The 26,943-nt window shown below is 67.5% G+C and carries 23 protein-coding genes; 5 read left to right on the plus strand and 18 right to left on the minus strand.

Features of this window, described 5'->3' with window-relative positions:
- Positions 1-7 precede the first annotated feature (7 nt).
- The 12 genes from ACNKW1_RS05490 to ACNKW1_RS05545 form a co-directional block, all read right to left on the minus strand.
- The gene (locus tag ACNKW1_RS05490) at positions 8-1,951 is read right to left on the minus strand and encodes an XrtA/PEP-CTERM system amidotransferase (RefSeq protein ID WP_418363588.1); all 1,944 of its coding nucleotides are present in this window, start codon (positions 1,949-1,951) and stop codon (positions 8-10) included.
- A 15-nt stretch (positions 1,952-1,966) separates the two neighbouring features.
- Positions 1,967-3,142, minus strand: coding sequence for a TIGR03088 family PEP-CTERM/XrtA system glycosyltransferase (locus tag ACNKW1_RS05495; RefSeq protein WP_418363589.1), 1,176 nt, complete (start codon positions 3,140-3,142; stop codon positions 1,967-1,969).
- Positions 3,139-4,659: an exosortase A gene (gene xrtA, locus ACNKW1_RS05500; protein ID WP_418363590.1), complete on the minus strand. Its 1,521-nt coding sequence runs from the start codon at positions 4,657-4,659 to the stop codon at positions 3,139-3,141. The genes ACNKW1_RS05495 and xrtA overlap by 4 nt, the downstream gene beginning before the upstream one ends.
- A 6-nt stretch (positions 4,660-4,665) precedes the next feature.
- On the minus strand, positions 4,666-5,907 hold the full coding sequence (locus ACNKW1_RS05505; protein ID WP_418363591.1) for a TIGR03087 family PEP-CTERM/XrtA system glycosyltransferase: 1,242 nt from the start codon (positions 5,905-5,907) through the stop codon (positions 4,666-4,668).
- A gap of 4 nt (positions 5,908-5,911) precedes the next feature.
- The gene (locus ACNKW1_RS05510) at positions 5,912-6,961 is read right to left on the minus strand and encodes a FemAB family XrtA/PEP-CTERM system-associated protein (RefSeq protein ID WP_418363592.1); all 1,050 of its coding nucleotides are present in this window, start codon (positions 6,959-6,961) and stop codon (positions 5,912-5,914) included.
- Between the two features lie 24 nt (positions 6,962-6,985).
- Positions 6,986-7,825 carry an XrtA system polysaccharide deacetylase gene (locus ACNKW1_RS05515; protein ID WP_418363593.1) on the minus strand — a complete coding sequence of 280 codons (840 nt, stop codon included), beginning with the start codon at positions 7,823-7,825 and terminating at the stop codon, positions 6,986-6,988.
- A 1-nt stretch (position 7,826) separates the two neighbouring features.
- Positions 7,827-8,996 carry a non-hydrolyzing UDP-N-acetylglucosamine 2-epimerase gene (gene wecB / locus ACNKW1_RS05520; RefSeq protein WP_418363594.1) on the minus strand — a complete coding sequence of 390 codons (1,170 nt, stop codon included), beginning with the start codon at positions 8,994-8,996 and terminating at the stop codon, positions 7,827-7,829.
- Entirely contained in the window at positions 8,993-10,096 is a 1,104-nt protein-coding gene (locus tag ACNKW1_RS05525) for an XrtA/PEP-CTERM system-associated ATPase (RefSeq protein ID WP_418363595.1), read from the minus strand. The genes wecB and ACNKW1_RS05525 overlap by 4 nt, the downstream gene beginning before the upstream one ends.
- A gap of 11 nt (positions 10,097-10,107) precedes the next feature.
- Positions 10,108-11,628: a TIGR03016 family PEP-CTERM system-associated outer membrane protein gene (locus ACNKW1_RS05530; protein ID WP_418363596.1), complete on the minus strand. Its 1,521-nt coding sequence runs from the start codon at positions 11,626-11,628 to the stop codon at positions 10,108-10,110.
- On the minus strand, positions 11,612-12,568 hold the full coding sequence (locus tag ACNKW1_RS05535) for an XrtA-associated tyrosine autokinase (RefSeq protein WP_418363597.1): 957 nt from the start codon (positions 12,566-12,568) through the stop codon (positions 11,612-11,614). The genes ACNKW1_RS05530 and ACNKW1_RS05535 overlap by 17 nt, the downstream gene beginning before the upstream one ends.
- Positions 12,569-12,581: 13 nt before the next feature.
- The gene (locus tag ACNKW1_RS05540; protein WP_418363598.1) at positions 12,582-14,126 is read right to left on the minus strand and encodes an XrtA system polysaccharide chain length determinant; all 1,545 of its coding nucleotides are present in this window, start codon (positions 14,124-14,126) and stop codon (positions 12,582-12,584) included.
- A gap of 86 nt (positions 14,127-14,212) precedes the next feature.
- Positions 14,213-14,794, minus strand: a complete 582-nt coding sequence (locus ACNKW1_RS05545; protein ID WP_418363780.1) for an XrtA/PEP-CTERM system exopolysaccharide export protein — start codon at positions 14,792-14,794, stop codon at positions 14,213-14,215.
- A gap of 355 nt (positions 14,795-15,149) precedes the next feature.
- On the opposite strand from ACNKW1_RS05545, the gene ACNKW1_RS05550 reads away from it, so the two are divergent.
- On the plus strand, positions 15,150-15,947 hold the full coding sequence (locus ACNKW1_RS05550) for an N-acyl amino acid synthase FeeM domain-containing protein (protein ID WP_418363599.1): 798 nt from the start codon (positions 15,150-15,152) through the stop codon (positions 15,945-15,947).
- 53 nt (positions 15,948-16,000) lie between these two features.
- On the opposite strand, the gene ACNKW1_RS05555 is transcribed toward ACNKW1_RS05550, so the two are convergent.
- A complete protein-coding gene (locus ACNKW1_RS05555) occupies positions 16,001-17,383 on the minus strand; it encodes a DUF1302 family protein (protein WP_418363600.1) in 1,383 nt (460 codons plus the stop codon).
- Between the two features lie 3 nt (positions 17,384-17,386).
- Positions 17,387-18,145, minus strand: a complete 759-nt coding sequence (locus tag ACNKW1_RS05560; protein ID WP_418363601.1) for an ABC transporter ATP-binding protein — start codon at positions 18,143-18,145, stop codon at positions 17,387-17,389.
- Between the two features lie 44 nt (positions 18,146-18,189).
- On the opposite strand from ACNKW1_RS05560, the gene ACNKW1_RS05565 reads away from it, so the two are divergent.
- Complete coding sequence (locus ACNKW1_RS05565; RefSeq protein WP_418363602.1) at positions 18,190-18,981, plus strand: outer membrane lipoprotein-sorting protein; 792 nt, start codon at positions 18,190-18,192, stop codon at positions 18,979-18,981.
- 69 nt (positions 18,982-19,050) lie between these two features.
- Here the strand turns inward: ACNKW1_RS05565 and ACNKW1_RS05570 are convergent, their stop codons facing one another.
- The 4 genes from ACNKW1_RS05570 to ACNKW1_RS05585 form a co-directional block, all read right to left on the minus strand.
- Entirely contained in the window at positions 19,051-20,460 is a 1,410-nt protein-coding gene (locus tag ACNKW1_RS05570; RefSeq protein ID WP_418363603.1) for an MBL fold metallo-hydrolase RNA specificity domain-containing protein, read from the minus strand.
- A 75-nt stretch (positions 20,461-20,535) separates the two neighbouring features.
- The gene (locus ACNKW1_RS05575) at positions 20,536-21,933 is read right to left on the minus strand and encodes a sigma-54-dependent transcriptional regulator (RefSeq protein ID WP_418363604.1); all 1,398 of its coding nucleotides are present in this window, start codon (positions 21,931-21,933) and stop codon (positions 20,536-20,538) included.
- Positions 21,930-23,486, minus strand: coding sequence for a sensor histidine kinase (locus ACNKW1_RS05580; RefSeq protein WP_418363781.1), 1,557 nt, complete (start codon positions 23,484-23,486; stop codon positions 21,930-21,932). Before ACNKW1_RS05580 ends, ACNKW1_RS05575 begins: the two co-directional genes overlap by 4 nt.
- A gap of 16 nt (positions 23,487-23,502) precedes the next feature.
- On the minus strand, positions 23,503-23,745 hold the full coding sequence (locus ACNKW1_RS05585) for a PP0621 family protein (protein WP_418363605.1): 243 nt from the start codon (positions 23,743-23,745) through the stop codon (positions 23,503-23,505).
- Between the two features lie 129 nt (positions 23,746-23,874).
- Here ACNKW1_RS05585 and ACNKW1_RS05590 point away from each other — a divergent pair, with 129 nt between their 5' ends.
- The 3 genes from ACNKW1_RS05590 to ACNKW1_RS05600 all read left to right on the plus strand — a co-directional run bounded on the left by ACNKW1_RS05590 (position 23,875) and on the right by ACNKW1_RS05600 (position 26,899).
- Positions 23,875-25,032, plus strand: coding sequence for a pyridoxal phosphate-dependent aminotransferase (locus ACNKW1_RS05590; RefSeq protein ID WP_418363782.1), 1,158 nt, complete (start codon positions 23,875-23,877; stop codon positions 25,030-25,032).
- A gap of 86 nt (positions 25,033-25,118) precedes the next feature.
- On the plus strand, positions 25,119-26,189 hold the full coding sequence (gene mtnA / locus ACNKW1_RS05595) for an S-methyl-5-thioribose-1-phosphate isomerase (protein ID WP_418363606.1): 1,071 nt from the start codon (positions 25,119-25,121) through the stop codon (positions 26,187-26,189).
- Positions 26,186-26,899 (plus strand): class II aldolase/adducin family protein, encoded by a 714-nt coding sequence (locus ACNKW1_RS05600; protein ID WP_418363607.1) that lies wholly within the window; start codon positions 26,186-26,188, stop codon positions 26,897-26,899. Before mtnA ends, ACNKW1_RS05600 begins: the two co-directional genes overlap by 4 nt.
- Positions 26,900-26,943 lie beyond the last annotated feature (44 nt).

Consider the following 26,943-nt stretch of genomic DNA (forward strand, 5'->3'; position numbering starts at 1 on the left):
AGGATCGTCATAACGGCACCGCCTCGGAGAGTACGCGCCGATCAATCGAGTCTGACCCCATTGATCCGTTGTTGCGGACGAAGGCCTCGAACATCAGCAGGGTCCACAGCGGCGCGCTGTAGTCGCGCGCACCCGACTGATGGGCGTCGACCAGGTGCTGCAGGTAGTCCGGGTTGAAGATACCGGTGGCGGCGAGCGTCTCGCCCAGCACTGCATCACGCACGCGCTGTTTGAGCGGGCCGCGGAACCAGCGCGCCAGCGGGACGGCGAAGCCCATCTTCGGGCGGTAGAGCACCTCGTTGGGCAGGAAGGGTTCCATGGCCTTCTTGAACAGGTACTTGCCTTCGTTGCCCTGGATCTTGAGGCCGGAGGGCAGCGTGGCGAGCCATTCGACCAGCTTGTGGTCCATCAGCGGTTCGCGCACTTCCAGCGAGTGGGCCATGCTGGCGCGGTCGACCTTGGTGTTGATGTCGCCGACCAGGTAGGTCTTGAGGTCGAGGTACTGGATGAGCGCCAACCCATCGTCCGTGTTGGCCTGGGCAGCATGGCGGCGGAAGACGTCGAGCGCGTCGTAGCCGCCGAGCTTTTTGCGGAAGTCGGCGCTGAACAGCTTTTCGCGCATGTCGCCGCGCAGGATGGACACGCTGTGGAAGTAGGCCTCGGTGGCGTCGCGCGCCATGGCCTGGAAGGTGGTCTTGGCGCGGAACATACGCGGCGCCCAGTCGGCCTTGGGGTAGAAGCGGCCGAGCAGGCCGAAGACGGACCGGCGCACGCCCATGGGCAGCGCCGCGCGCATCTTCTCTTCCATCAGGTGCATGCGGTAGCGGCGGTAGCCGCCGAAGCTCTCGTCGCCGCCGTCGCCCGACAAGGCCACGGTGACGTGCTTGCGCGCGAGCTGGCACACGCGGTAGGTGGGGATGGCGGAGCTGTCGGCGTAGGGCTCGTCGTAGAGGGCGGCCAGGGTGTCGATGAGGTCGAAGTCGTCGGACTTGACCGTTTCGACGAAGTGGCGGGTTTTGTAGCGGTCGGCGACCTTCTGCGCGAATTCGGATTCGTTGAACTTGGGGTCGTCGAAGGCGATGGAGCAGGTGTTGACCGGCTCCGCGCTGATGCCGGCCATGGTGGCGACGACGGCGCTGGAGTCGACTCCACCGGACAGGAAGGCGCCCAGCGGCACCTCGGCGATCATGCGCAGGCGCACGGATTCGCGCAGGCGCTCGGTGAGTTCGGCGGTGGCTTCTTCGAGGCTGATGTCGTTGTCGAGGGTGAAGCGTACGTCCCAGTACTGCTTGGGCCCGGGGATGGGCTGGCCGCGGCGGATGCAGAGTGATTCGCCCGGGCCGAGCTTTTTGGCGCCGAGGAAGATGGTGCGCGGCTCGGCGACGTAGCCGAGCGCGAAGTACTCCTCCACGGCTAGCGGGTCGATGCGGCGGTCGAGCGCCGGGTGCTGCATCAACACCTTGAGTTCGGAACCGAACGCGAGCGTGCCATCGGGCAGCAGCGCGTAGAACATCGGCTTGACCGCCAGGCGGTCGCGCGCCATGAAGAAGGTGTCGCGGTTACGGTCGTGCAGCGCAAAGGCGAACATGCCACGGAAGCGCTGCACGCAGTCCTCGCCCCAGGCCTCCCAGGCGTGCACGATGACCTCGGTGTCGCTGCGGGTATGGAAGACGTGGCCCAGCGCCTCGAGCTCGGGCACCAGCTCCTGGAAGTTGTAGATCTCGCCGTTGAACACCACCGCCACCGAGCCGTCCTCGTTGAACAGCGGCTGCTGGCCGGTGGCGAGGTCGATGATGGACAGCCGGCGGTGCGCGAGCGCGACGCCGGGCTCGAAGTGGTAGCCCCCTTCGTCCGGGCCGCGATGGTGCTGCACGTCGTTCATGCGCTGCATGAGGGCACGATCGAAATCGCGCTTGCCGCGGGTGTCGAAGAGGCCGGCGATGCCGCACATGATCGGGAGTCCTCTTTATCGGGCGCCGTTTGGGCGCAGCAGCTGTTCGTAGAGACGGGTGTAACGCGCCACCATGTTGTCGATGCTGAAGTTGCGCTCAACCCGCCGGCGGCCGGCGGCGCCATGACTTTGCCGCAACGCAGCATCTGCAGTGTAGCGCAGGAATGCCTGCGCCATGGCGTGCGGATCCTGGGCGGGAACGAGCGCGCCGGTCTCGCCCGCAGCGACCAGCTCGGCGTTGCCGCCGACGTCGGTGGCGACCACCGGCAGGCCGCTGGCCATGGCCTCGAGGATGGTGTTGGAGATGCCTTCGGCCTGCGAAGGCAGCGCAAAGAGGTCGAGCGCGCGCATGACTTCGGGTACGTCGCTGCGCGCGCCCGCGAGCCAGGTGATGTCGCCGATGCCGGTGGCGGCGATCTCGGCCTCGATCTCGGCGCGCTGCGGCCCGTCGCCGGCGATGACGAGGCGCAGCCGGGCGCCTGCCTCGCCCTGCGCGCGCGCGATGGCCATGGCGCGTACCAGGTTGAGCTGATCCTTGACCGTCTGCAGCCGGCCGACGGTGCCGACGATGACCGCGTCCGGGTCGTCGAAGGGGCTGCCCGCCACCGCCTGCCGCGCCGACGCGGGCCGGAATCGCAAGGTGTCCACGCCGTTGCAGATGCGTTCGATCCGACTCGCGGCGATGCCGACGCGCTCGGTGAGATAGGACTCGATCTGCCCCGACAGCGCCACGTAGCGATGGACGAAGGGACTGTAGCCGCGGCGCAGCAGCTGGTATTTGCGCTGCGTGCCGCCGGGGTCGGAGCTGTCCCAGCCGTGCTCGCCATGCACGCGCGCCGGCACACCGGCCAGCGCGGCCGGCACGGCGAACTCCAGCGCGGCCAGGTTGCGCGTGTGTACGATGGCCGGGCGCAACTGGCGGCACAGGCGGTAAAAGCGCGGATAGAGCCTGATGCCGTGGCCGGGCGGCTTGTGCAGCGAGATGAATTCCACGTCGCTGCGCTGCACGCGCTGGCAGAAGTCCGGCGCGCACTGGGCCAGGGCCACGACGACGTGGCGGAAGCGCTCGGGCGGCATGTGGTTGATGAGATTGACCACGCCGTTCTCCAGCCCGCCGACGTCGAAGCTGTAGAGCACGTGCATGACCAGCGGGCGCGGCGCTGCAGCGTGCGCAGGCACGGCAAGCGTCATTCCGGGATGCTCCGCACCGGCGCATCGACCGCCGCTTCGATGGCGGCCCGATGGCTGAGCAGATAGTTCCGCAGGCGCGCGCGCGCGGCCTCCTCGTCTTCGAGGCCCTCGGGGGTCATCAGCACAACGACCGCCGACTCGTCGTACATACCTTGCAGGCGATCCATCGCCAGACGCAGCTTCACCTCGGCATCGCGCGTGAGGTTGCGGCCGTTAACGCGGTACCAGTGCCAGAGCAGCATTCGGCCTCGCGGCGTGGAGATGAGGTTTTCGCGAACGCTTAGCCCATCCACCTCGAGGGTCTGCGCACTACGCACGACACTGATCTCACCCTGTCGCGGCGAAGTTGCGCCGTTTTCCCAAGCGATCATCTCGCTGCCTTCGCGCTGACCGACATACCACGCCGCAAAAAGACCGACCGGCAGCCGGTCTCCATCGGCCGCATAGGCCTGGAAGACCTCGGCGCGCGCGCCGAGGTAGGTCGGGCGGTAGTCGATACCGGGTACAGCAGGCGCAACCCAACCCGCAGCAGGCCCCGGAGCAGCGAGCTGGACCGGAAAATCCGGTACCGGGGCGTCGAGTTGCTTGAGCACGGGCGGAAAAGCGGCTATCGCAATCGCCAGCGGAACCATGCCGAGCCACGAAGTACGTTGCTGTGCACCCGCCGCAGACGGGTCGACCTGTACCGTGGGTGTGCGAGGCTCGTGCCAGCGTGCTCCAAGCCAGAACATCAACAGGATGACGAGGCCGAAGAGGATCCAGCCATAAAACACATGATCGTCACCAGTACCGATACGATTGTCGGAGAGGTAACCCATCATCACGATCATGTAGGCACGCAGCCAGTTGGCCAGGATGGGCGCCACCAGCGCGACCAGCATGAACATCAGGCGACGCTTTCGGCTGGTGTAGTTGAGGTAGGCGTAGAGCGCACCCACCATTAGCGACGCTGTCAGGTATCGGATGCCGCTGCAAGCTTCAACCACAGACCAACGGCCGTTGGGCACAACGAAGTGCAGCCCGTCCTGATACACCGGCACGCCCGACAGGCGCAGCGCCCAGACGGTGACCTCGGCCGTGTAGTGCATCAAGGTCGGCACCATGAACTCGCCGATCGGAAGACCGAAGAACAGGAACAAGAGCGGAAACAGCAGCACCCGGCTCAGTTGCCAGCCCAACACACCAACAAGGCCCGACACGGCCATGACGAACAACGCAAGGTGCTGGGCTGCGGCCACGCCGACCATGCCTCCGAGCAGCCAGAGCAGTCCGGCGGAAAGGATCGGCAGCGCAAGCCAGCCGACGGGCTGGGGTTGCAGCGCGCCCACCCGGTCACGCGCATCCCAAACGAGCCAGGCAAAAGCGGGGAGCACGATGATCCCGTGGGCGAAGGTATCGGACCGCAACCAGATGTCGGCGACCTCCTGCGCGGTGCCCCAGTACCACCCCACCACCCACAGCAGGGTGAGCACAAGCGCGAGGGCGACGGCGGAAAAGGCGCGGGGGTTATGGCTCATGGCGGCTCATGGGATTGGTGGAGGCGGACGCAACAGTGCGTCCAGTTGGGCGAGATGCGCCTGCCAGCTGTAGTGATCCACCACGCAGGTGCGCGCGGCAGCCCCCATCGTGCTGCCGCGGGCGGGATCGGCGAGCAGCGCGAGGACGTGGCGGACGGTGTCGTCGCCGTCGCGGGCAATCTCGAAATCGTGCCCGGGGCGGGCGGCGAGACCCGTGGCAGAGTCGGCGGACACGACCACCGGGCGCGCCATGGCCATGGCCTCGAGCACCTTGTTCTGGATGCCGCGCGCGATGCGCAGGGGGGCGACGACCACATCCGCATGGGCGATGTAGGGGCGCACGTCGGGCACGGTGCCGGTGACGGCGACCCCCTCGCCCGCAAGCGCCTGCACCGCCGGTGCCGGGTTCATGCCGACGATCCAGAAGCGGGCGTCGGGCACGGTCTGGCGGATGCGCGGCAGCAACTCGGTGGCAAACCAGGTGACGGCATCCACATTGGGCCAGTAATCCATGGCGCCGCTGAACACGATGACCGGGCCACCGGGCGGATACGGCGACTTTCCGGCGTTGGCGGGAGAGAAGAAGTCCGCATCGACACCGTTCTGCATCACCCCCACACAGCTCGCGGCCTCGGGCGCGGCGTGGCGGAAGAGCTCGGCTTCGGCCTCGGTGACGAAGAGGCTGGCGTCGACCTGCGCGGCGGCCTGGCGCTCGAACGCGAGCAGGCGCTCGCCCTCACGACGGTACAGCCAGGACATGGGCCAGCGGTGCTCGGGGGCGTACTGCGTCCACTTTGCGGAGTCGACGTCGCAGAAGTCGATGACGCGACGCTGGAGCCCCGGCATGTCGAGGTACTGCGCCATGGGCCCCGAAAACGCAACCGCCGCACGGATGTCGTGTTCACCGATGGTGCGCGCCACCCACTCGGCCAGACGCGGGCTGCTGTAGTACGGCAGGCTCAGCGCCTCGCCCCGCAGCAGGCCGCGCAGGCTGGCGATGCGGCGGATGCGCGGCTCGATGGGGATGGCGCAGACCTGCTCGCACCACTGCTTGAGCGTGGCCACATGCTGCAGGTCGTCGCGGTGGTCGACGAAAGTGCCGAGCCAGACGCGGTGCGTGCGCGAGAGCTGGCGCAGGATGTTGAAGGAACGCACCTTGTCGCCCTTGTTGGGCGGATAGGGGATGCGGTGCGTGAGGTAGAGCAGCGGCGGGCGGCCCGGCTGGTCGTGCTGGGAGTCCTGCGTCACCGCACTACCCCAGGTTGCGCACGATATGCGGCCCCAGGCGATTGGCCACGCCGATGGGCAGGCGCTTCCAGAGCGCGATGAAGGCGCGGTACTTGGGGTTCATGGGGTTGTTCTGCGGCACGCTGTCGCGCTTGTACAGGCGGTATTCGTAGGACAGGGCTTGCGGTTCGAAGCCCCAGTTCTTCTTGAAGCTGTAAGGCCCGGTGCCGACCTTGCTGCGGCCGTAGTCGAACACCTTGCAGCCGCGCTCGCAGGCGCGGCGCATGAGCTCCCAGTACTTGAAGTCGTTGGCGGCGAGGTCGCGCGCCGCCAGGTCATCGCCGGCGTAATACGGCAGCACCTCGTCGCGGAAGTAGAAGCTGAACACGCTGGAGAGCGGCTTGCCTTCGGGGCTGACCACGGTGAGCACCTCGCAGGCCTCGCCGAAGACGTCCCTGAGGCGCTGGAAGAACGCCCTGGGCAGCGCAGGGGTGCCGTGGCGCAGCACGTTGTCGGCGTAGAGCGCGAAGAAGCGCTCGACCCCCGCGTCGATCTCGCTCACCAGGCCGTTCTTGATGCCCTTGCGCACCATGGCGCGCTGCTTGCGCGGGATGGCGAGCAGGTTGGCTTCGACCTCGGGGAGGATCTCCTTGCGGAAGGTGACGTAGAGGTCCTGCCGCGGCCAGTCCGCGTGGCGGGCCTTGAGGTTGCGGTATTCGAGGTGCTGCACACCCAGCGCGCGCGCGAGCGTCTCTGCTTTGGACTCGAGCTCGAACAGCACTTCGGGGCCGGCATCCGGGGCAAGCGCCGCGCCGCCATAGACGCAGAACGGCAGGGAGACGAGCGCATGTCCGAACAGCCGGCTGCGCACCTCGGCGAGCGGCAGCACACCGACGATCTCGCCGGCACGCTCGGCATACAGGTAAAAGCTGCGGTGCCGCAGCACCTCATCGAGGATCTCGCGCCAGCCGGACAGATGGAAGAAGGTGCCCTGCGGGCAGGCGCGCACGAAGGCGTCCCACGCGGGGACTTTCTCATCGGTGAGCAGGCTGACGACAACGGGCAGTCGGTCCATCTTTTCCCTTCGGTTCCAGGCAGGTCAGGCGGCGTTGCAGAACACCTCGTCCGCACGCCCCCAGGCAAAATCCGACAGCAGACGGTCGAGCCGTGCTTCGGTATGTCTGAGGTTAATGTAATGCCTGAAGCGGGTCTTGACCGTGGCATCGGTCACGCGGGGTTGCTCGGGGTCGATTTCCCACGGGTGGAAGTAGAAGATCGCAGGGCGTTGGTCGCCTGCGTTGACGCGCGCGATCTGCCAGCGCGAAATGGGGTACGGCAGCAGCCGGAAGAAACCGCCGCCGCCCGCTGGCCAGTTGCGCCCGAGCAGGTTCAGTGTGGTGACCGGCACCTCGAGCAGACCGTTGTCGAGCCGCCAGGGAAAGCGCGGTGCATCGGGGATGCCGTAGTGGTCGTGCTTGACCGGGTACACGCTGGAGCTGTAGCGATAGCCGGCTTCGGCGATGCAGTCGTGCGCCCAGAGATTGGATTCGCCGATGGAGAAGCTGGGGGCGCGGTAGCCGGTGACTTCCCTTCCGGTGATGTCCTCGAGGATGGCTTTCGCGAGACGGATGTCGGCGCCGAACTCGTGCGGGCTCAGGTCGCTGGCGCGCTGGTGGGCGTAGCCATGGCTCGCGACCTCGTGCCCGGCATCGGAGATGCGCCGCACCATGGCCGGATAGCGCTCCGCAAGCCAGCCCAGGGTGAAGAAGGTGCCGCGCGCGCCGTGGCCATCCAGCAGCTCCAGGATGCGGTCGACGTTGCGCTCCACCCTGCAGGGCACGCTGTCCCAACCACTGCGCGGAAAGTGCGGAGCGAGCGCGGAGACCTGGAAGTAGTCCTCGACGTCGCAAGTGAAGGCGTTGGTGATGCGTGCGTCCATGTCACACCTGTACGGCAGGCGGGCCGGCCGCCTCATGCGCGGCGAGCCAGTCGTGAAGATGGGCGGCGATGCGCTCTGCACAGCGACCATCCCAGTATTCGGGCGTGCGTCCAGCCTTGCCGCCGTTGACGAGGATCTCGTCGGCGGCGGCGATGATGGCTTCGCCGCGCACCCCCACCAGGGTGTTGGTGCCCTGCTCCACGGTGATCGGGCGCTCGGTGTTCTCGCGGATCGTGATGCAGGGTACGCCGAGCGCGGTGGTTTCCTCCTGGATGCCGCCCGAGTCGGTGAGCACCATGCGCGCGCCCGACATGAGGCCGAGCATTTCCAGATAACCCTGTGGCGGCAGCACGAGGAAGCCCGGTGCGGCGAGCCGGTCGAGCATGCCGAAGCGTTCCAGGTTGTTGCGCGTGCGCGGATGCAGTGCGAACACCAGCGGCAGGCGCTGGCTGACGTGGTGCAGCGCGTCGATGACCGGGCCGAGGGTCTCGGCGGCGTCGACGTTGGACGGTCGATGCAGCGTGACCACGCCATAGCCGCCCGCGATGCGCTGCGGGTCGAGCCCGGACTGGGCGAGCAGCACATCGGCAGGCACGGCCTTGGGCAGGCTGGCGCGCAGACTGTCGATCATGACGTTGCCGACGAAGACCGCGCGCTCTGCGGGGATGCCTTCGCGCGCAAGGTTGTCGTGGGCGGAGCGCTCGGTGGTGTAGAGCACATCGGAAATCTGGTCGGTGAGGATGCGGTTGATCTCTTCGGGCATGCGGCGGTCGTTGCTGCGCAGGCCGGACTCCACGTGTACCACCGGAATGTGACGCTTGCAGGCGACCAGCGCGCAGGCGAGCGTGGAGTTTACGTCCCCCACCACCAGCACCGCACGCGCGCCGTGCGCATCGAGGACGGGCTCGAAGCGCTTCATGACCTCGGCGGTCTGCACCGCGTGCGAGCCCGAGCCCACGGCGAGGTTGACATCGGGTTCGGGCAATTCGAGATCGGCGAACAGCCGGTCCTTCATCGCCGGATCGTAGTGCTGGCCGGTGTGTACCAGCAGCGTGCGGATCGGCGGGTTGTGGGCGGCGAAGGCGCGGATGATGGGCGCGACCTTCATGTAGTTGGGGCGCGCGCCGACGACGCAGATGACCGGCGCCTGCATGGTGACGGTGGAGCTCATCGCGATTCTTCCTGGCCGGGGTCGTCGCGGCGCACGGCCTGGACGAGTTGATTGAGCAGCATCACCGCTGCAGACACCGACTGCTCCAGGCTCGCCAGGCGCGCCTCGATGCGCTGCAGGTCGTAGCTGCCAGCGAGCGCTGCGGTCTGCTCGGCCAGCTCGGGCGAGGCATGCAGCCGGTCCAGCGCGAGGTTGCCCAGCGTTTCCGGCATCGCCACGCGCTCGGTCGCGCTGGCGCGCGGCTGGGCGCGCATGGCTGCGCTGTGCACCGGGCGCGCCCGCGCCGACGCGAACTCCTCCTTGAGCTCGTCGATCACCTCGCGCACGTGCGCTTCGGTGATGGCATGGCTTTCGCCCAGATACGCGGAAAGCAGCAGCCGGTCGCACAGGGTGTTGATGTTGCGCGGGATGCCGCCGGTGTAGCCGTAGATGGCGGTGAAGGCGCCGGGTTCGAAGCGGGGATCGTCGGCCCAGCCGACATGCTTGAGGCGGTGCTCGATGTAGCCGCGGGTTTCCTGCGCGTCGAGCGGGCCGAGGTGGTAGGAGGCGATCACGCGCTGGCGCAGTTGCTGCATCTCGACGCGCTGCATCATGTCGCGGAACTCCGGCTGTCCGACCAGGAAGCTTTGCAGCAGGGCATGGTCTTCGAGTTGGAAGTTGGACAGCATGCGCAGTTCCTCCACCGCCGCCGCGGAGAGATTCTGCGCCTCGTCCACGATCAGCAGCGCGCGCTTGCCCGCGGCCGTGACCGACACGAGGTAGGTTTCGATGGCGAGCAGCAGCCCGGCCTTGTCCAGGTTGCGGCTGGGCACGCCGAAGGCCGCAGCCACCATGCGCAGCACGTCGGCGGCGTCGATCTGGGTACTGACGATGTTGGCCGCGACCACCCGCTCGGGGTCGAGGTGCTCGAGCAGGCTGCGCACGATCGTGGTCTTGCCCGCACCGATCTCGCCGGTGATGACGATGAAGCCCTCGCTCTGGTGCAGGCCGTATTCGAGATAGGCCATGGCCCGCCGGTGCCCGCGACTGCCATAGAAAAAGGCCGGATCGGGGTTGAGCTGGAAGGGTTTGCCGCGGAGCTTGAAGAAGGATTCGTACATCGATGCGTGACTCAGAACCGCATGCCGAAGGTGGCGGTGACTGCGTTCTCGGTGTAGGCGTCGCGCCCCTCGGACTTGATGTGCGAGTAGGTGACGCCGCCATTGGCCTGGGCGCCAAGGCGCCGGGTGAGGCCCAGGGTGTAGGACGAGCGCGTGGTGGTGTCGTCAGTCACGCCTTCGCCTTCCGAGCGCGAACGCAGGTAGCCCGCTGAGAGCGTCGCCAGCCCGGACAACTGGTGGTTGAAGGACAGGGACGCCGAGCGCGTGCGGATCTTGTCGTAGTCGGCCAGATCATCGTTGAGGACGAAGCCGGACAGCGTGCTCAGGCGCTGGCGCTCGCTTTGCTGAAGCGAGATCGAGACGGTGTTGCGCACACCGCTGATCGAATACCCCGCCCCGAACGCCCGCTCCAGGAAGTAGGCATTGGAGCGGATGCCCTGCCCGCCGCGCGCGCGGTACTCGTCCAGCGCGATACGCTCGCGCTCGAGGTCGCTGAGCGTGGGGTCGATGGCGCCGAGGATCTGGTAGATGGCCTGGAACAGGGGGTCGATGGCGTAGCCGCCGGCAAGATCCTGCAGCGAGGAGGAGATGTCGCGCCGCGCGGTGAGCGTGAGCGCCGAGCGTGCCATGCGATGTTGCAGGCTGACGTCGTACCCCGTGCCGAAGATACGGTCCTCGCCGGTAACGGAGATCGCCGTGCGCTCGTTGGGGTACCAGTCGAAGCCGCCCCCCCAGATGGCGCCGCGCTCGCCACTGACCGTGGCGTAGTCGTTGGACTCGTACCCGCCGATGGCGCGCACGCGGAACTGCGGGTCGATGTTCACGAACAGGGTGGCCCGACCGACCTCCTGCTCGACGTCACGGTTGGAGCCTTCATCGTAGCGGGTGTCGGTCCGCACGTACTCCAGCCCCCAACCGAAGAGCCGAAGCGCGACCGGATCGGTGACGCTCGCTTGCCAGGCGCCGCTGCGCTGATCGCCCAGGGTACTGTCACCGCCCGTGAGCCAGCGCTGCTGATAGCCGATCCGGCCCTCCCCGCTGCCGCCGAAGCGGAAGGCGAAGCGCGGCGCGATCGAAAACAGGCGGGTCTCGTTGTTCTCGTCGGTGTCGAGCGTGTCGCCACCGAAACGGCCGCTGAAGGCGGAACGGTTATCGCGGCTGATGGAGGCAGCAACGTCGACGAAAAAGGCGTCCTCGATGGCTTCGAGCGTGCCGCGCCCCTGCAGCGCGAGGTAGGTGGTGTTGTCCTCCGTGCGTTCCGCATGCGCGAGGTTGCGCAGACGCATGTCGAGACCACCACTGAAGCGGCCGGATTCGCGACTGATGGACAGACCGGGTGAGATCTCGGCGATCCAGTCCTTCTGTTTGTTGGTCGCGCTCGTATCGACGTTGTCGGTCCAGGTCAGCCGGTTGTCGAGCGAGGGCTGGATCCGCACCGTCTGCGCCTGCGCGTGCCCCGCCATGCCAAGCGCCAGCAGGGCGGCGCCGAGCAGGGAAAGGCACAGCGTACGAGGTTCAGGCTGCGTTTTCACGGGCCGTTTCGCCATAGCCATATCCGTATCCATATCCGTAGTACGAGCCGTGGCTCTGCCTGCGTGCCTTGTTGAGCATCATGAGCTTGATCGGGCAGCTCTCGATGGTCGCCAGGGCCTGCTTGATGGACGCGTGCGTGGTGCGCTCGGCTTCGACGACGACGACCACCTGCCCCATGTGGGTGGCGAGCACGCGCGACTCGGTCGTGACCAGAAGCGGGGGCGAGTCGAAAATGATGATGCGGTCGGAGTAGCGGGTCGCCATCTGCTTGAGCAGGCGGTTCATGTTCTCGGAAGCGAGCAGTTCGGTCGCGCGCGCATGCGGCATGCCCGCCGGCAGGATGGAGAGCTTCTCGATGTTCGTGCGCAACAGCACATCGCCGAGATCGGTGGCGTCACCCGCGAGCACGTCCATCAGGCCGCGCTCCGGCGGCAGGCCAAGCTGGCGGAACACCGAGGGCCGCGAAACATCGGCATCGACCAGCAGCACGGTGTAGTCGAGCTCCATGGCCATGCTGACCGCCAGGTTGATCGCGCTGAAGGTCTTGCCCTCACCCGGCATGGCGCTGGTGATCATGATCAGGTTGGCGTTCTCGATGCGCGCTTCGCTGGTGTCGGTGGCGTTGCGCAGCAGCGGCCGCTTGATGACGCGGTACTCCTCGGCAATGGCCGAGCGTGGGCGGTCGGGCGTGACCATGCCCTTGGCTTCGAGCATCGCGAGATCGATGTACACGCCGCGCGAGGCATGCGCAGGCTGGGCAGCCGCCGCAGCTTGCGACGGAGCCTCCGACACGGGCGCGGGCTCCGGCACGGGAGCGGCCTTTGCCGCCGCCGGCTCTGCGGCCCGGGCGACCGCCTGCTGCAGCGCTTCGTCGGAGGGCTCGGCAGAGGCCTGCTTGAGTTGGTCAAGCCGCTGTGCGGCTCTTTCGATAAGACTCATCGTGTTGTCCCGTTCAACCCTGAATCAGCCGCAAGGCGACGACTGCGGCGGCGAACGCCCCCGTGTACGCAACCAGCCCCAAACCGAACGCAAACAGGCCGCGCCGCCGCGCCGAAATGCGCTCGGGGGTGGGCAGCATGGACACCATGCCCAGCACCGGCAGGCCGGTGACCTCGCGCAGCATGCGCGGGTCGCTGAATGCGGGACGAAGCTGGCTGATCAGGAAAGTAAGCGCGAAACCCGCGGCCAGGCCTGCCAGACCGGCAAGCGGGATGAGCAGGATGCGGTTGGGCGCGGAGGGCGCGGTGGGCAGCGTGGGCGGGTCGATGACGCGGAAGTCGGCCACCCCGGTCTGGGTGTTCATCTCGACGGCGATGTTGGCGGATTCACGGCGCTCCACGAGGGCATCGTAGTTGCTCTTGTGGACCGCGTAGTCGCGGTTGAGCTGGGCAAGTTCGGCCTCCACCTCGGGCACCATCCGCGCCCGCTCGCCGAGTTGAGAGAGCCGGCTCTGGAACTCCGAGACGCGCGCCCGCAGCGCGGCAACGCGCGACTCGGCCTGGGCGAACGCGAGCTTCATCTGCTGATAGACCGGGTTCGAGTCGAGCGCACCGAACTGGCTGCCACCACCTGCCTGCATGGCCTCGACCTGCTTGAGCTTCTGCGCGTCGAGATCTTCGATGAGGCGGCGGGTGCCGAGCACGTCGGGGTGCTGGTCGGTGTAGCGCAGCAGAAGCTCGTCCAGATTGCGCTTGAGGGTGTCGATGCGGCCGTCGATCTCGGGGATGGACACCGCGGACGCCGAGGGTGTCTGCGGCAGCAGCACCGGCTCCTCACCGACGAGCTGGCGCTGCAGGGAGTCGCGGGCATTCTCGGCTTCGCGCAGTTCGAGCTGAGCCGCCTGAAGTTGCGCATTGAGGGCACCAATCTGCGAGACGTAATCTGCCGCGCCATCGCCCAGCACCCCCATGTTGCGCAGACGGAACTCCTTGACGCGGTTCTCCGCCTCGGTGAGCTTCTGCTCGTAGCTGCGGATCTGCTCCTCGATGAAGCGACGGGCAGCGTCCGCGTCCTGGCGCTTGCTGCCCAGGCCGGACTCGACGAACAGCGACAGCAGCGACTGCACCACACGCTGCGCCTGGTCGGGGCGCGTGTCGGCATAGGACAGGGTGAAGAGGTTGGTGCGGTCGGCCGAGCCGATGCGGAGATCCTTGGACAGGCGGGTGATCAGCGCCTCACGCTCTTCGGTCGAGTGGATGCCGAGGTCGAGGTCGGCCATGGTGATGAGCTTCTCGACGTTGGGGCGGCTGATCAGGGTACGGCTGAGCATGGCGATCTGCTGGTCGACATTGGGCTGCACCGCCAGCCCGGCCATCAGCGGGCGAAGCACCGACTGCGTGTCTACGAACACCCGAGCACTCGACTCGTACTTGTCCGGCATCTTGTAGATGACGACCCCGGCAACGATGCCGACGATCCACGCCAGCGCCAGGCCCCACCAGCGGTAACGCCACATGCCGCGCAGGTAGCCGGTGATCTGCGATACGAGTTCTTCCATGAATCGACTTCACGTGGTTCGCGCCGAACCCCGCCGCGGTCGCAGCGTGGGTCCTGCACGGGGGTTGAGTCGGAAGCGTGACTGGATCAGAACCAGCTCTGCGGGATGATCAGGACGTCGCCCGGACGCATCTCGACGTTGGCCGAGACATCGCCGCGCTTGATCAGATCCTTGATGCGCACGCTGTACTGCTTGTTACCCTCACCGGTGCGCAGGATGCTCGCGCTGTTGCCGTCCGCGAACTGGGTGAGCCCGCCGACCGCGATCATGACGTCGAGCAGCGTCATCTTCTGCGTGTAGGGGAGGATGCGCGGCTGCGCGGCCTCGCCGACGACGCGGATCTGCTCGCTGTAGGGGCCGGAGAATCCGGTGGCGATGACGGTGACCACCGGCTCGCGGATGAACTTGGAGAGTTCCTTTTCGATGTCGCGCGCCAGCGTGGTGGTGTCCTTGCCCTGCGCGACGAGGTCTTCGACCAGTGGGGTGGTGATCTTGCCGTCGGGGCGCACCGGCACCGACATCGACAGCTCTGGGTTGCGCCATACGACGATGTTGAGCGTATCGCCCGAACCTACGACGTAGTTGTATTCCTCGTCCGCTGCTGCGGACGGCGCCGGCGGGAAGGACGAGGCGCACCCGGCGAGCGCACCCGCCGCCCCGACGAGCATCACGACACGAACAATCCTCGACCACATGCCTCGAGCGCTGATGACCATGACAACACCCCTTCAGAGTTCCATGAATTGGGAATGATACGACGATCGATTCAATTATTCGACGCTGAGCGTACCCGATGACAGCGCCCTGCGCACGCCAGGACGCGGGAAAACGCGTTTCAACGATTCAGCGTACCGGCGCAGGCGCATGCAGTTCCAGGAACAATCGCACACAATCGCTTACACTAGGTGCAGGCGCTGCGCTAGCTTGAGGAATGTTTGTTGCAAGACAATGGATGGCAAGCGCGCAGCCCGATCGTGGACACACCCGAAGCTGCCGCACCGCAAACCACACCGGGCACAATCGATGCACACCAACCTCGGCACGGCACACGCCCAGTGTGCCCCCATGGCGGCCGATCTGCTGCACGCCGCAGGCGCGTCACCCGACAAGCGCAATGGACCGCACAGGCCCATCGCGAAGGACTTCACCTGGACGGCACTGCCCCTGCATGCCTTCAGCTTCGAGCGCAAGGGCTACATCATCCGCATCGCGAACGGGAATGACCCGCTGAAGCGCGAGACGGCAAGACTGATCGAGCGCATGTACTCGGCGCGCGGACTCTTCCCCTACGGCACCACGGTCGAACTCGACCGGCGCGACCTGACCATCGTGGCATTGAAGGATCAACGCGCGGTTGCGACCCTGACCGTGCGCCTGGACCACGGCAGCGGATTGCTTGCCGATACCTTATACCGCAAGGAGATCGATGCGATCCGGGCGAAAGGCGGGCGAGTGTGCGAAATTACACAACTCGCGATCGATCCCGAGCTCGGCTCGCAGGACGCACTCGCCGGCCTGCTGCAGGCGCTGTATGCGCTTGCCAGGCTGACCGAGCGCATGAGCGACGTGTTCATCGAGGTGCACCCACGTCATGCACGCTTCTACCAGCGCATTTTCGGCTACCGCCTCGCAGGACCGCGCCTGATCTGCCCGCGCGTGGGCGCGGCGGCCGTGCTGCTGCATCTGTCGCAGAACGAGTTCGAGGACGCCGTGGCCCGCGGCGAACAGACGGAGGATCGCCGCAGCCGTCGCGCAGCGCGGCTGCTGCCGACGAGCAACGACGTGCAGCAACTGCTCCAGGATCTGCAGTCCGCCGGCTGAATACCCGCCTGCCCCTCCCCGCGTTGGCGCCGGGACGCTGGCCGGCTCGACGCTCAGAACCAGTGACGCAGTTCGACGTAGGCGCGGTCGCTGCGGTCGTAGCTGCCAAACAGCCCCGCATCGTCACCGCCGAACACATCCAGGCCCGTCACCATGCGCCAGGCCGGCGCAAACTTCCAGGTGAGCTTGGGGCGCAGCATGTAGTCGCTGCGGTTGAGGCTGGTGACCGCGAGCATCTCGACTTCCACGTCGCTGCCAAAGCTGCGCACGGCCTGGAAGGTCAGCCCTGTTTCGCTACGGTCGCTCGCCATCGCGGGGTGGTGGTCGTCGAGCCAACGCCCGTAGTACTGAGCGTTGAAGCGCCAGTCGCCCACTGGCACATCCACACCGAGGGCATAGTCGACCATGTCGGTAGGGGCTAGCCCGACGGCAACCCCACCGGGCACACCTGCGGGCGTGAAGGTATTGAGGCTGCGGCCGCGCGTATGGACCGCCTCGCCCTTGAGCACAAAGCGCCCCAGATCCTTGCTGAAGGTGCCGCCCACCTGATGCAGCCGGTCGTGGCGCATCGACGCCAGCCCGGGCTGGAGCGCTTCGACGGTGGGCGAGATATCGTGGCTGCGGTAATAGAAGGCGGACAGATCCCAGCCGTCGACCAGGTGCGAGACCCGCAGACCCCAGTTGCCGTCACCAAGGTCGTCGTTGTCAGGCTTGCGCTCATCGACGGCCGTACCCGCCGGAATCCAGGGGAAGGCGTAGAAGTCACCGCCGGGCTTGCCGATCTCGTCATAGGACGGCTTGGGCACCCAGAGCATCTCGAAGTGCGTGTCGCCGCCGAAGTACTCTGCACGCACCGCCCATTGCGCGATGCGCATGCTCTCGAACTCGGGCAGCAGGAAGTCGCGCAGGTCGCGCGCCGACACTACGTCGGCAAAGAAGAAGCCGACCATCTCCCCCCAGATGATCTGCTGGCGCCCGAAGCGGAACTCCCAGTCGCCGTGGCCGACGTCCACGTACGCCTCGCGCAGCAGGAAATCGCGGCGCTGGTCACGGCGTACCGCGGCCGGGTAGCGCCCGTCCTCCAGGTCGAAAGCGCCATCGGCCTCGGCGCGCGCAGTGAGCTTCCAGCGCACGCGCGGGGCAAGCTCGCCACTGCCGGTCACCTCGGCACGCGCGCGCAGATGCGACCAGTGATCGGGCGCGGGCAGCGTATAGGCCGCACTCAGGTCTGCATAGCCGCTCCAGCGAAGGCCGGAGCCTCCCGGCTCGGATGGCGAGCCGACGTCGAGCAAGGCGTCAAGCTCGGCGTCGAGCTCTGCATCCAGCGCCGGCTCCGCTCCGGCCTCCTCGGCGGCCATTGCGGGCATACCTGAGGCTAGGGCTGCGAGGGTCAGGGCGGCAAGCGTACGCCGCGCGTGCTGTGTGAATCCGGGCATTGCTCATTCTTCCTGGGCTTGAGGTGGTTCCTGTACACGCTGGCTGCCGTTCGGGACGAAGGTCCAGTGCTGGGCGTTCTTCATGCCGAGCGCGGTGATCCTGCCGTCGCCGATGCGTACCAGGCGGTCGGCCATGCTCATGACCTTGCGGTCGTGGGTGGAAAAAACGAAGGTGGTGCCGGCGCTGCGATTGATGTCGCGCATCAGCTTGAGGATCTCGGTTCCGGTCTTGCTGTCGAGGTTGGCCGTTGGCTCGTCGGCGAGCACGATCTTCGAGTGCGTGGCCAGGGCGCGGGCGATCGCAACGCGCTGGCGCTGGCCACCGGAGAGCTGGTTGGGGCGATGGTGGGCGTATTTTTCCAGACCGACCACGTCGAGATAGCGGCGCACGCGCTCGGCACGCTCCTTCTTCGAGAGCTCGGGAAACTGCAACAGCGGGTATTCGACGTTCTCCTCGGCCGAGAGCACCGGGAGCAGGTTGAAGGTCTGGAAGATGAAGCCGATGGTCCTGGCGCGCAGGTCCGCGAGCTGGTCGGGCGTGCGGTCGGACACGTCGTGACCGTCGATGACGACGCGCCCCTCATCGGCGGTATCGATACAGCCTATGATGTTGAGCAGAGTGGACTTGCCGCTGCCGGAGGGGCCCGCGATGGCGAGAAACACCCCCTCTTCGATCGACAGCGAGACGTCGTCCAGCGCCAGCACGAGCTGCTCGCCAAGGAGGAAACGCTTGCTGACGTGTTCGATCTGGACGATTGCCATCGCAAGGACCGAGAATGAATGCAAACGCCAAGAGGATAGCACTCATGACGCAAAGCTTACGATTCCGCCGCAGATTCCTCGCCACCCTGGCAGCCGGCCTGTGTGTGCCCGGCGCGCTGATGGCTGCCGACGACGCCGCACCGGCCGCACCGGCGAACGATGACGAGGCCGCCGGGCTCGTGCAACGCGCGGACGCGATCCGTTTTCCGCGCGAGAGCTTCCAGACCGAGATCGTGGTACGCAACCTCAGCGACGGCGTCGAGAAGGACGCGCGCACCTTCCGCGTGCTGTCGCGTGGCAACGAGAACACCATCGTGCTGACGCTCGAGCCCGCCAGCGAGCGCGGCCAGGCACTGCTGATGCGCGGGCGCGACCTGTGGGTGTTCATGCCCAGCGTCTCGCAGCCGGTGCGCCTGTCACTCGCGCAGCGCCTGACCGGGCAGGTGGCCAATGGCGACCTGGCGCGCGCGAACTTCGCCGGCGACTACCGACCGAGCCTCTCCGGGCGCGAGGCGCTGGAGGGCACGGATGCGCTGGTGCTGGATCTGGCGGCGGTGGACCGCTCGGTGACCTATGCGCGCGTGAAGTACTGGATCGCCGCAGCCGACAGCCGGCCGCTGAAAGCGGAGTTCTACGCGCTCTCGGGCCGCTTGCTAAAGACCGCGCGCTACGAGGACTTCCGCGAGATGGCCGGCCAGGTTCGCCCCACCCGGCTGGTGATGGAAGACGCACTCAAGCCGGGCGAGGTGTCGGTGCTGACCTACGAGAACATGAACGTGCGCGATCTGCCCGAACGCATGTTCACCCGCGAGTACCTGCGCCGCCTGCAGCAGTGACGCAACGTCCGCAGCCGCAAGCGCCGCGCGGCAGAAAGGGGGTGACGCGGCAAGCCCCCGAAGCGCTGCTCACAACACCACCCTGACCTTGCCGCCAGTGGCCGCGACGAGATGCCGCGCCAGCGCGGCACGCACGTCGTCCTCGCCATGCACCAGCCGCACCTCGTCCGGCAGGTGGCGCATGCGGGTGACGAAACGGGTCAGATCGTCGCGGTCGGCGTGGGCGGAATAGCCTGACAAGGTGTGGATGCGGGCGCGGATGTCGATGCGCTCGCCGTCGAACTCCACGTAGCCCCCGCGCGGGCCGTAGGTCTGGATCGCGTGACCGGGCGTGCCGCGCGCCTGATAGCCGACAAAAAGCACATCGTGGCGCGGATCGCCCAACATAGCCCTGAGGTAGTTGACCACCCTGCCCCCGGCGCACATGCCGCTTGCCGCGATGACGATGGCCGGCGCGCGATTGCGCGCCAGGCGCTGAACGTTGGCAAGGTGGGCGTCATGCGTGTCGATGGCGACGAGTTGATCGAAGCCCAGCGGCTGACGGCCCGATCGCACGCGGGCACGCGCCTCGGCGTCCCAGAAGGGCTGCAACTCGCGGTACAGCGCGGTGAAGCGCTGCGCGAGCGGCGAATCGAGAAAGATCCGCAGCGCGCCCCACTTTTCTGCGTGCCGGCCGGGGCGCTGGCGCTCGCGGTGCAGGATGTCCTCGAACTCGTACAGCAGTTCCTGCGTGCGGCCGATGCTGAAGGCCGGGATGATGACCGTGCCGCCATCCTCCAGCGCATGCTCCACCACGGTCTGCAGGCGCTTGCGCCGGTTGCGGCGATCCTCGTGGCTGCGGTCGCCGTAGGTGGACTCGAGCACGAGTACGTCGGCCTGCCAGGGCGGGCGCGGCGCCGTCAGCAGCGGCGCATGCGGCGCCCCCAGATCGCCGGAGAAGACGATACGGCGCTTGTCCGGCCAGGCAGCGCCCGATAGCTCGCACTCGACATAGGCCGAACCAAGGATGTGCCCCGCACGCTTGAGCCGGATGCGACAGGTGGCCCCCGCACTGCGGTACAGCGTCTGCCACTTGCCGTAGGGCAGCGGCCGGAGGCGCGGCTCGACCAGGCCGAGATAGCGCTCGACAAGCCGGGCGTCTCGACTCACGCCAACCTGAAAGGCGTCTGCCAGTACCGTGGGCAACAGCCGCGCGGAGGGCTCGCTGCAGAAGATCGGTCCCTTGAAGCCCGCCGCAAGCAGCCAGGGAAGGCGGCCACAGTGGTCGATGTGCACATGCGTGAGCACGAGCGCCCCGATCCCCTGCACCGGAAAGTCAATCTCGAGCCGGTCGGCACCCGCCTTGCCGTCGGGCGCGGTTTCGGTGCCCTGAAACAGGCCGCAGTCGATGAGCAGGCTGTTTTCGCCCTCGATGAAGAGCTGGTGGCACGAGCCGGTAACGCCGTTGCGGGCGCCGTGGTGAAGGATGACCGGGTTCATGACGAAATTCTATTCAAACCCCTTTCGCCAGGCCAGACAAAAATGCAATCAACATCGTAAAAACAGGTCCGCGCGCTACTCCATCCCCCACTTCTGCAGGCGGTAGCGCAGCTGGCGCAGGGTCATGCCGAGGTTGCGCGCGGCCGCGGAGCGGTTCCAGCGCGTCTGCTCGAGGGCACGAATGATGCGCAGGCGTTCAGCCTCATCGACGGAGGCCGCCTGCGGATCATCGAACTCCGGCGGTTCGTCATGGTACGCAGGCATCCCGAACCCGGAGTCGGTGAGCCAGGCCGAGCTCGTCTGGTCGGGATGGAGCTCGATGTCGGCGGCGCCGATCTCGTCGCGGTCGCACAGCGCGCAGGCGCGTTCGAGGAGGTTCTCCAGCTCGCGTACGTTGCCGGGGAAGGCGTAGCCTTGCAGCGCCTGCAGGGCGTCGGAGGCGAGCCGCCGCGGCGTGCCGCCCTCGCGCGCCGCGAGGCGTTCGAGGATGTGCATGGCGAGCTCGGCGATGTCTTCACGACGCTCGCGCAGGGACGGTACGCGCAGGGTGATCACGTTGATGCGGAAGAAGAGGTCCTGACGGAAGCGTCCCTCGGCGACCAGCCGCCCCAGGTCCTGGTGCGAGGCGGAGAGGATGCGCACATCCACCGCCTCCTCGGCGTGGGCACCGACGGGTCGCACTGCGCGCTCCTGGATGGCCCGCAGCAGCTTGACCTGCATGGCCAGCGGCAATTCACCGATCTCGTCCAGGAACAGCGTGCCGCCATTGGCGGCCTGAAAGAGCCCCTCCTTGTCCGCGGCGGCGCCGGTGAAGCTGCCCTTGCGGTGGCCGAAGAATTCGCTTTCCATCAGTTCGGGCGAGATGGCACCGCAGTTCACCGGGACGAAGGGCCGGGTGGCCCGCGCGCCGAGGCTGTGGATGTAGCGCGCGATGACCTCCTTGCCGGTACCCGATTCGCCGTGGATGAACACCGGCGCCTGGTTGCGCGCGAGCTTCTCGGCCTGGGCGCGCAGTTGCAGGAAGGCCGGCGAGTGGCCGATCAGCGCCCGTCCTCCCGCCGGCGGCGTGGCGGGCTCGTCGGCCTGACGCAGGGCGTTGTGGACGAGTTCGCGCAAGGCCTTGAGCTCGACCGGCTTGGTGACGAAATCGAAGGCACCGAGCTTGAGCGCACGGATGGCGGTCTCGATGCTACCGAATGCGGTGATGACGGCAACGGGCAGGCCGGGCTGTGCGCTCTGGATGTGCTCGACGAGCTCGAGACCGTCGCCATCGGGCAGGCGCATGTCGGTGAGGCACAGCCGATAGCGGCGGTCAGCGAGGCACTCGCGCGCCTCGCTGACCGAGCCGGCAGTGTCGCAGGCCAGGCCCATGCGCATGAGCGAGAGCTCGAGCAGTTCGCGAATGTCGTCCTCGTCGTCCACGACGAGCACATCGACGGATTGCGGACGGGAGCGGCGGTCGGCGATTGTCATGGTGTCTGGTGCGCCCGGAGCGTGAAGTCGGCCCCCGGACCGGCGGTCGACAGCTCGAGCTCCGCGTCGTTGGCCTCTGCGAGCTCGCGGGCGATGTAGAGCCCCAGGCCGGTCCCCTTGGGGTGGGTGGTGAAGAAAGGTTCGAACAGGTGCGTGCGGGTATCTTCGTCGAAGCCGGGGCCATCGTCCCGCACGTGCAGCGCCACACGATCGCCCGGCTCCGCCTCCGCATGCAGTTGCACAGCGCCCGGCGTCCGCGAACAGTAGCGTGCAGCATTGGCGAGCAGATTGTCGAGGATCTGGTGCAGGTGCGCGCGGTCGATGGCGAGCGTCAGCGCCGGGTCGATATCCACCGCGTACAGCCCCTCCTCGTTCGCATCGCGGAACACCCGCGCCTCGATCACCTCACGCACGAAATCGGCCAGAGGCAGCGCCTCGGGCATGGCCTGCTCGCGCCGGCCGAGCGCCAGCACGTCGCGGATCATGCGTTCGATGCGCTGCGCGTTGTCGTTGATGATGCGCGCAAGGCGGGCCTGCATTTCGGCGCGCTTCTCGTCGCGCAGCAGTTCGGCCGCCTGAGTGACGGCCGAGAGCGGGTTGCGGATCTCGTGCGCCATGCTCGCAGTGAGCCGGCCGAGTGCTGCCAGCTTGATCTGCTGCAGCCGGCGCTGTATGTCCTCGAAGTCGGTAAGGTAGAGCAGCGTATCGCCTTGCGCGGCGCTTCCGGCATCACCCGGCACCGCGCGACAGCGCAGCAGGCGGCCCGCCGGCCCGACCCGGATCAGTCGCCCCTCCTCGCTGACCGGTGCCTGCAGCATGGGCGCGAAGGCGGCATCCAGATCGGGGAGCGCCAGACCCTCCAGGCCCTCGCAGCGCATGTGCGCCATACCCAGCATGTTCGCCGCCTGCGGATTGGCATGCAGGATTCGCCCGCGGGCATCGACCACGATCACGCCATCCTGCATGTCGCGGATGATGTGTTCACTGACCGCCTGCTGCTTGGCGAGCGCCAGCCCGCGCTCGGCAGCCAGCGTGGCATTGGTACTGGCGCGCAGCGCAAGCAGGCGGGCGACGAGCGCGATGGCGAAGAAGCCCGCGCAGAAGATCCCGACCTGCAGCGAATCGACCGGCTGCAGGCCGCCGACATAGCGCCAGGTGTTCTCGATCAGCACGGCGATGGTGGCGATCGCCGCAGCGAACAGCACCATGCGCCCCTGCACGATCAGGCCCGCACCCGCGAGCATGACCATCATCAGCGCCGGCATGCCGCTGCGGTAGCCGCCACTGACCCACATGATCAGCGCCAGGGCCAGCATGTCGATCACCACCTGCAGCGCCACCGTGCGATCGAAGCCGAGCCTGCGCTGCGCATCCGGAAAGCCCAGCGCAAGCACGGCCAGGAGGTAACCGGAGGCGGTGAGGTAGTAGATGCGCGGGCTCTCGGCGCCAAGCCCGAGTTCGCGTCCAGCGACCAGGAAAAGGCCGGCCAGGATCAGGCGAAAGAGGTTCAGATAACGCAGCGACAGACGCCGCCCGCGATCCGCCTCCGGCATCACCGCACGACGGGCTTCATTCTGTGCGGCGGCCGGCACGGCGGTGTGCCTCGCTGCAGAAGAAATCGTCCTCGCCCCGCACGCCCTCGGATTCGGGCACGATCAGCCCGCAATGCGCGCACTCGCGCATGCGCTCGGCTGCGACGGGCTTGCCGCCTGTCTTGCGCCGGATCGTCTGCTGGTCCTTGAAGCGGCGCAGCGCACCACGCGCCCACCAGATGCCGATGAAGACCAGAGCGATGATGAGCAGATTGCGCACGATAGGAGAGGCGGGAACGGTGGCGCCAGCGGCAGTCGGAAACTGGCGGATTCTAGCATGCAGCGCCCCGGCTCCCCGTCATCCGCCGGGTTTGCGACAATGCGCCCTCCCACCTCGACCACTGCCGCCATGCCGAGCTTCCCCGCCCCCATCGAATCCCGCCTGCCGAACGTGGGCACGACCATCTTTACGGTGATGTCGCGCCTCGCCCAGGAATGCGGTGCGATCAACCTCTCGCAGGGTTTCCCCGACTTCAACGCCGAAGACCTGCTGTTCGAGCGCGTTGCTCACTGGATGCGCGCAGGACACAACCAGTACGCACCCATGGCGGGCTGCCTGCCGCTGCGCGAGGCGATCGCCGCCAAGGTCGAGGCGCTGTACGGCGCGCGCTACGACGTCGAGCATGAGATCACCGTGACCGCTGGCGCCACGCAGGCGCTGTTCACCGCGGTGACCGCCTGCGTGCGCCCGGGAGACGAGGTGATCGTGTTCGAACCGGTGTACGACGCCTACGTACCGGCGATCGAGCTGGCCGGGGGGCGGGTGGTGCGCTTGCGCCTGGCCGCGCCCGATTACCGACCCGACTGGGCTGCGGTGGCGGCAGCGATCACGCCGCGCACACGCATGATCATGATCAACACCCCGCACAACCCCACTGCCACGGTGTGGTCGCGGGACGACCTCGACCAGCTCGCCGCGCTCACCCGCAACACCGGCATCGTGGTGGTCGCGGACGAGGTGTATGAGCACATCGTTTTCGACGGCACCACACACGCGAGCTGTGCCGCGCATGAAGAACTCGCGGCGCGCAGCTTCGTGGTATCGAGCTTCGGGAAGACCTATCACATCACCGGCTGGAAGGTGGGCTACCTGCTTGCGCCGCGCGAACTGATGGCGGAATTCCGCAAGGTGCATCAGTTCAACGTGTTCACGGTGAACACGCCGGTGCAACTCGCGCTCACCGACTACATGGCCGACGCCTCACGCCACCTCGGCCTCGCCGGCTTCTACCAGGCCAAGCGTGATTTCTTCCGCGCAGCGCTCGCCGGCTCACGCTTCGAACTGCTCCCCTCGCGGGGCACCTACTTCCAGCTCGCCCGCTACGAGACAATCTCGGACATGGGGGACGCGACCTTCTGCGAGCATCTGACGCGCAATGTGGGCGTGGCAGCGATTCCGGTATCCGCCTTCTTCGCGGACGGCCGCGACGAGCGCGTGATCCGCTTCTGCTTCGCCAAGAACGAGCGCACGCTCGCCGCAGCCTGCGAGCGGCTGTGCAAGGTTTGAACGCTTGAAGTTCGCGGGTGCGCCTGCTGCCGCAGGAGCCCGCGAATGGAGCGCCTGAACGACCGCCACCTTTTAGAGACGAACCGATGTTCACGCAACCCCTCCCCACCCTGCAGCGCGACGGCGACACCGTCCGCATCCTCGACCAGACCGTGCTGCCCTTCCGCACCGAAACCGTGGTGCTGCGCACGCTGAACGACGCCGCCCACGCCATCCGCAGCATGCAGGTACGCGGCGCACCGCTGATCGGCGCCACCGCCGCCTACGGCGTGTCGCTCGCGCTGATGGAGGGCGGCAGCAACGATGAGGCGCTGACTCACGCTCTCGCGGTACTCGGCGCGACCCGCCCCACCGCGGTGAACCTGCACTGGGCGCTGGACCGCATGAACGCCAGGCTCTCCACCCTGCCCGCAGCCGCACGCCTGCAAGCCGCTTGGGACGAAGCCGAGGCCATCCGCGCCGACGACGCCAAGACCTGTGATGCAATTGGCCAACACGGCCTGGCGCTGATGCGCGACATCGCCGCCCGCCGCGCCGGACCGGTGCGGCTGATGACCCACTGCAACGCAGGCTGGCTCGCCACCTGCGGCGCCGGCACCGCACTTGCGCCGATCTACGCTGCGCAGGCCGCGGGCATCCCGGTGGAGGTCTTCGTCAGCGAAACCCGCCCGCGCAACCAGGGCCTGCTCACCGAGTGGGAGCTGCGCGCCGCCGGTGTCCCCCACACCCTGATCGCCGACAACGCGGCGGGCCTGCTGCTGATGCGGGGCGCGGTCGACCTGGTCATCACCGGCGCCGACCGCATCGCCGCCAACGGCGACGCCGCGAACAAGGTCGGCACCTACCTCAAGGCGCTCGCCGCGCAGGCGGCCGGCGTGCCCTTTTACATCGCCGCGCCGCACTCCACCCTGGACTTCGCATGCCCGCACGGCGCCGCCATCCCGATCGAGGACCGCGGCGCCGACGAGGTCTGCCTCATGCGCGGTACCGATGCCGAAGGTCGCATCACCGACGTGCGCCTGGCGCCAGCCCAGACACTTGCTGCGAACCCGGCCTTCGACGTCACGCCGGCGGCGCTGATCCGCGGCATCATCACCGAACGCGGCATCGCACCCGCAAGTGAGCTGGTGCGGCTTTATCCGGAGCAAAAGGCATGAGCGACACCCCGGGCATCTGCATCCACGAAGAAGGCGGCTGGCAACCCGACGACCCGCTGCGCGCGGAGCTGCTGGCAACCCTGCGCGCGATGGGCGAGGCGCGCCTGAACGTCGGCACCTCGGGCAACGCCAGCGTGCGACTGGGGTCTGCGGCATGCAGCCCGGCAGGCGCGCCGCGCATGCTGATCACCCCCAGCGGCAGGCCTGCCGAGCGCAGCCAGCCGCAGGACATGGTGGTGGTCGAGGCCGACGGCAGCTACGCTGGCCCGCTCGCCCCGTCGTCGGAATGGAAGCTGCACCACGATATCTACGCCGCCCACCCCGCAGCCGGTGCGGTGCTGCACGCGCACGCGCCCTTCGCAACCGCGCTCGCCTGCCAGCGCCGCGAGATCCCGCCCTTCCACTACATGATCGCGCGCTTCGGCGGCAGCACCGTGCGCTGCGCCGACTATGCCACCTTCGGCACCCAGGCGCTGTCGGACGCCACCGCCGCCGCACTGCAGGACCGCAACGCCTGCCTGCTCGCCAACCACGGCATGGTCGTCTACGGCCGCGACCTCGTCCACGCGCTGGCGCTGGCGATCGAGTTCGAGACCCTGTGCGAACAGTACTGGCGCAGCCTGCAGCTCGGCCCGCCGGTGCTGCTGTCCGAGACGGAGATGGCCGAAGTGCTCGAACGTTTCAAGTGGTACGGCAAGCCGCGCAGCTAAGACATCGGCAAAGCAGCGCGGGGAAACCTGCAGAAATCGGGCAC

This window comes from Thauera sp. WH-2, from assembly GCF_048321015.1.
Lineage (GTDB): Bacteria > Pseudomonadota > Gammaproteobacteria > Burkholderiales > Rhodocyclaceae > Thauera.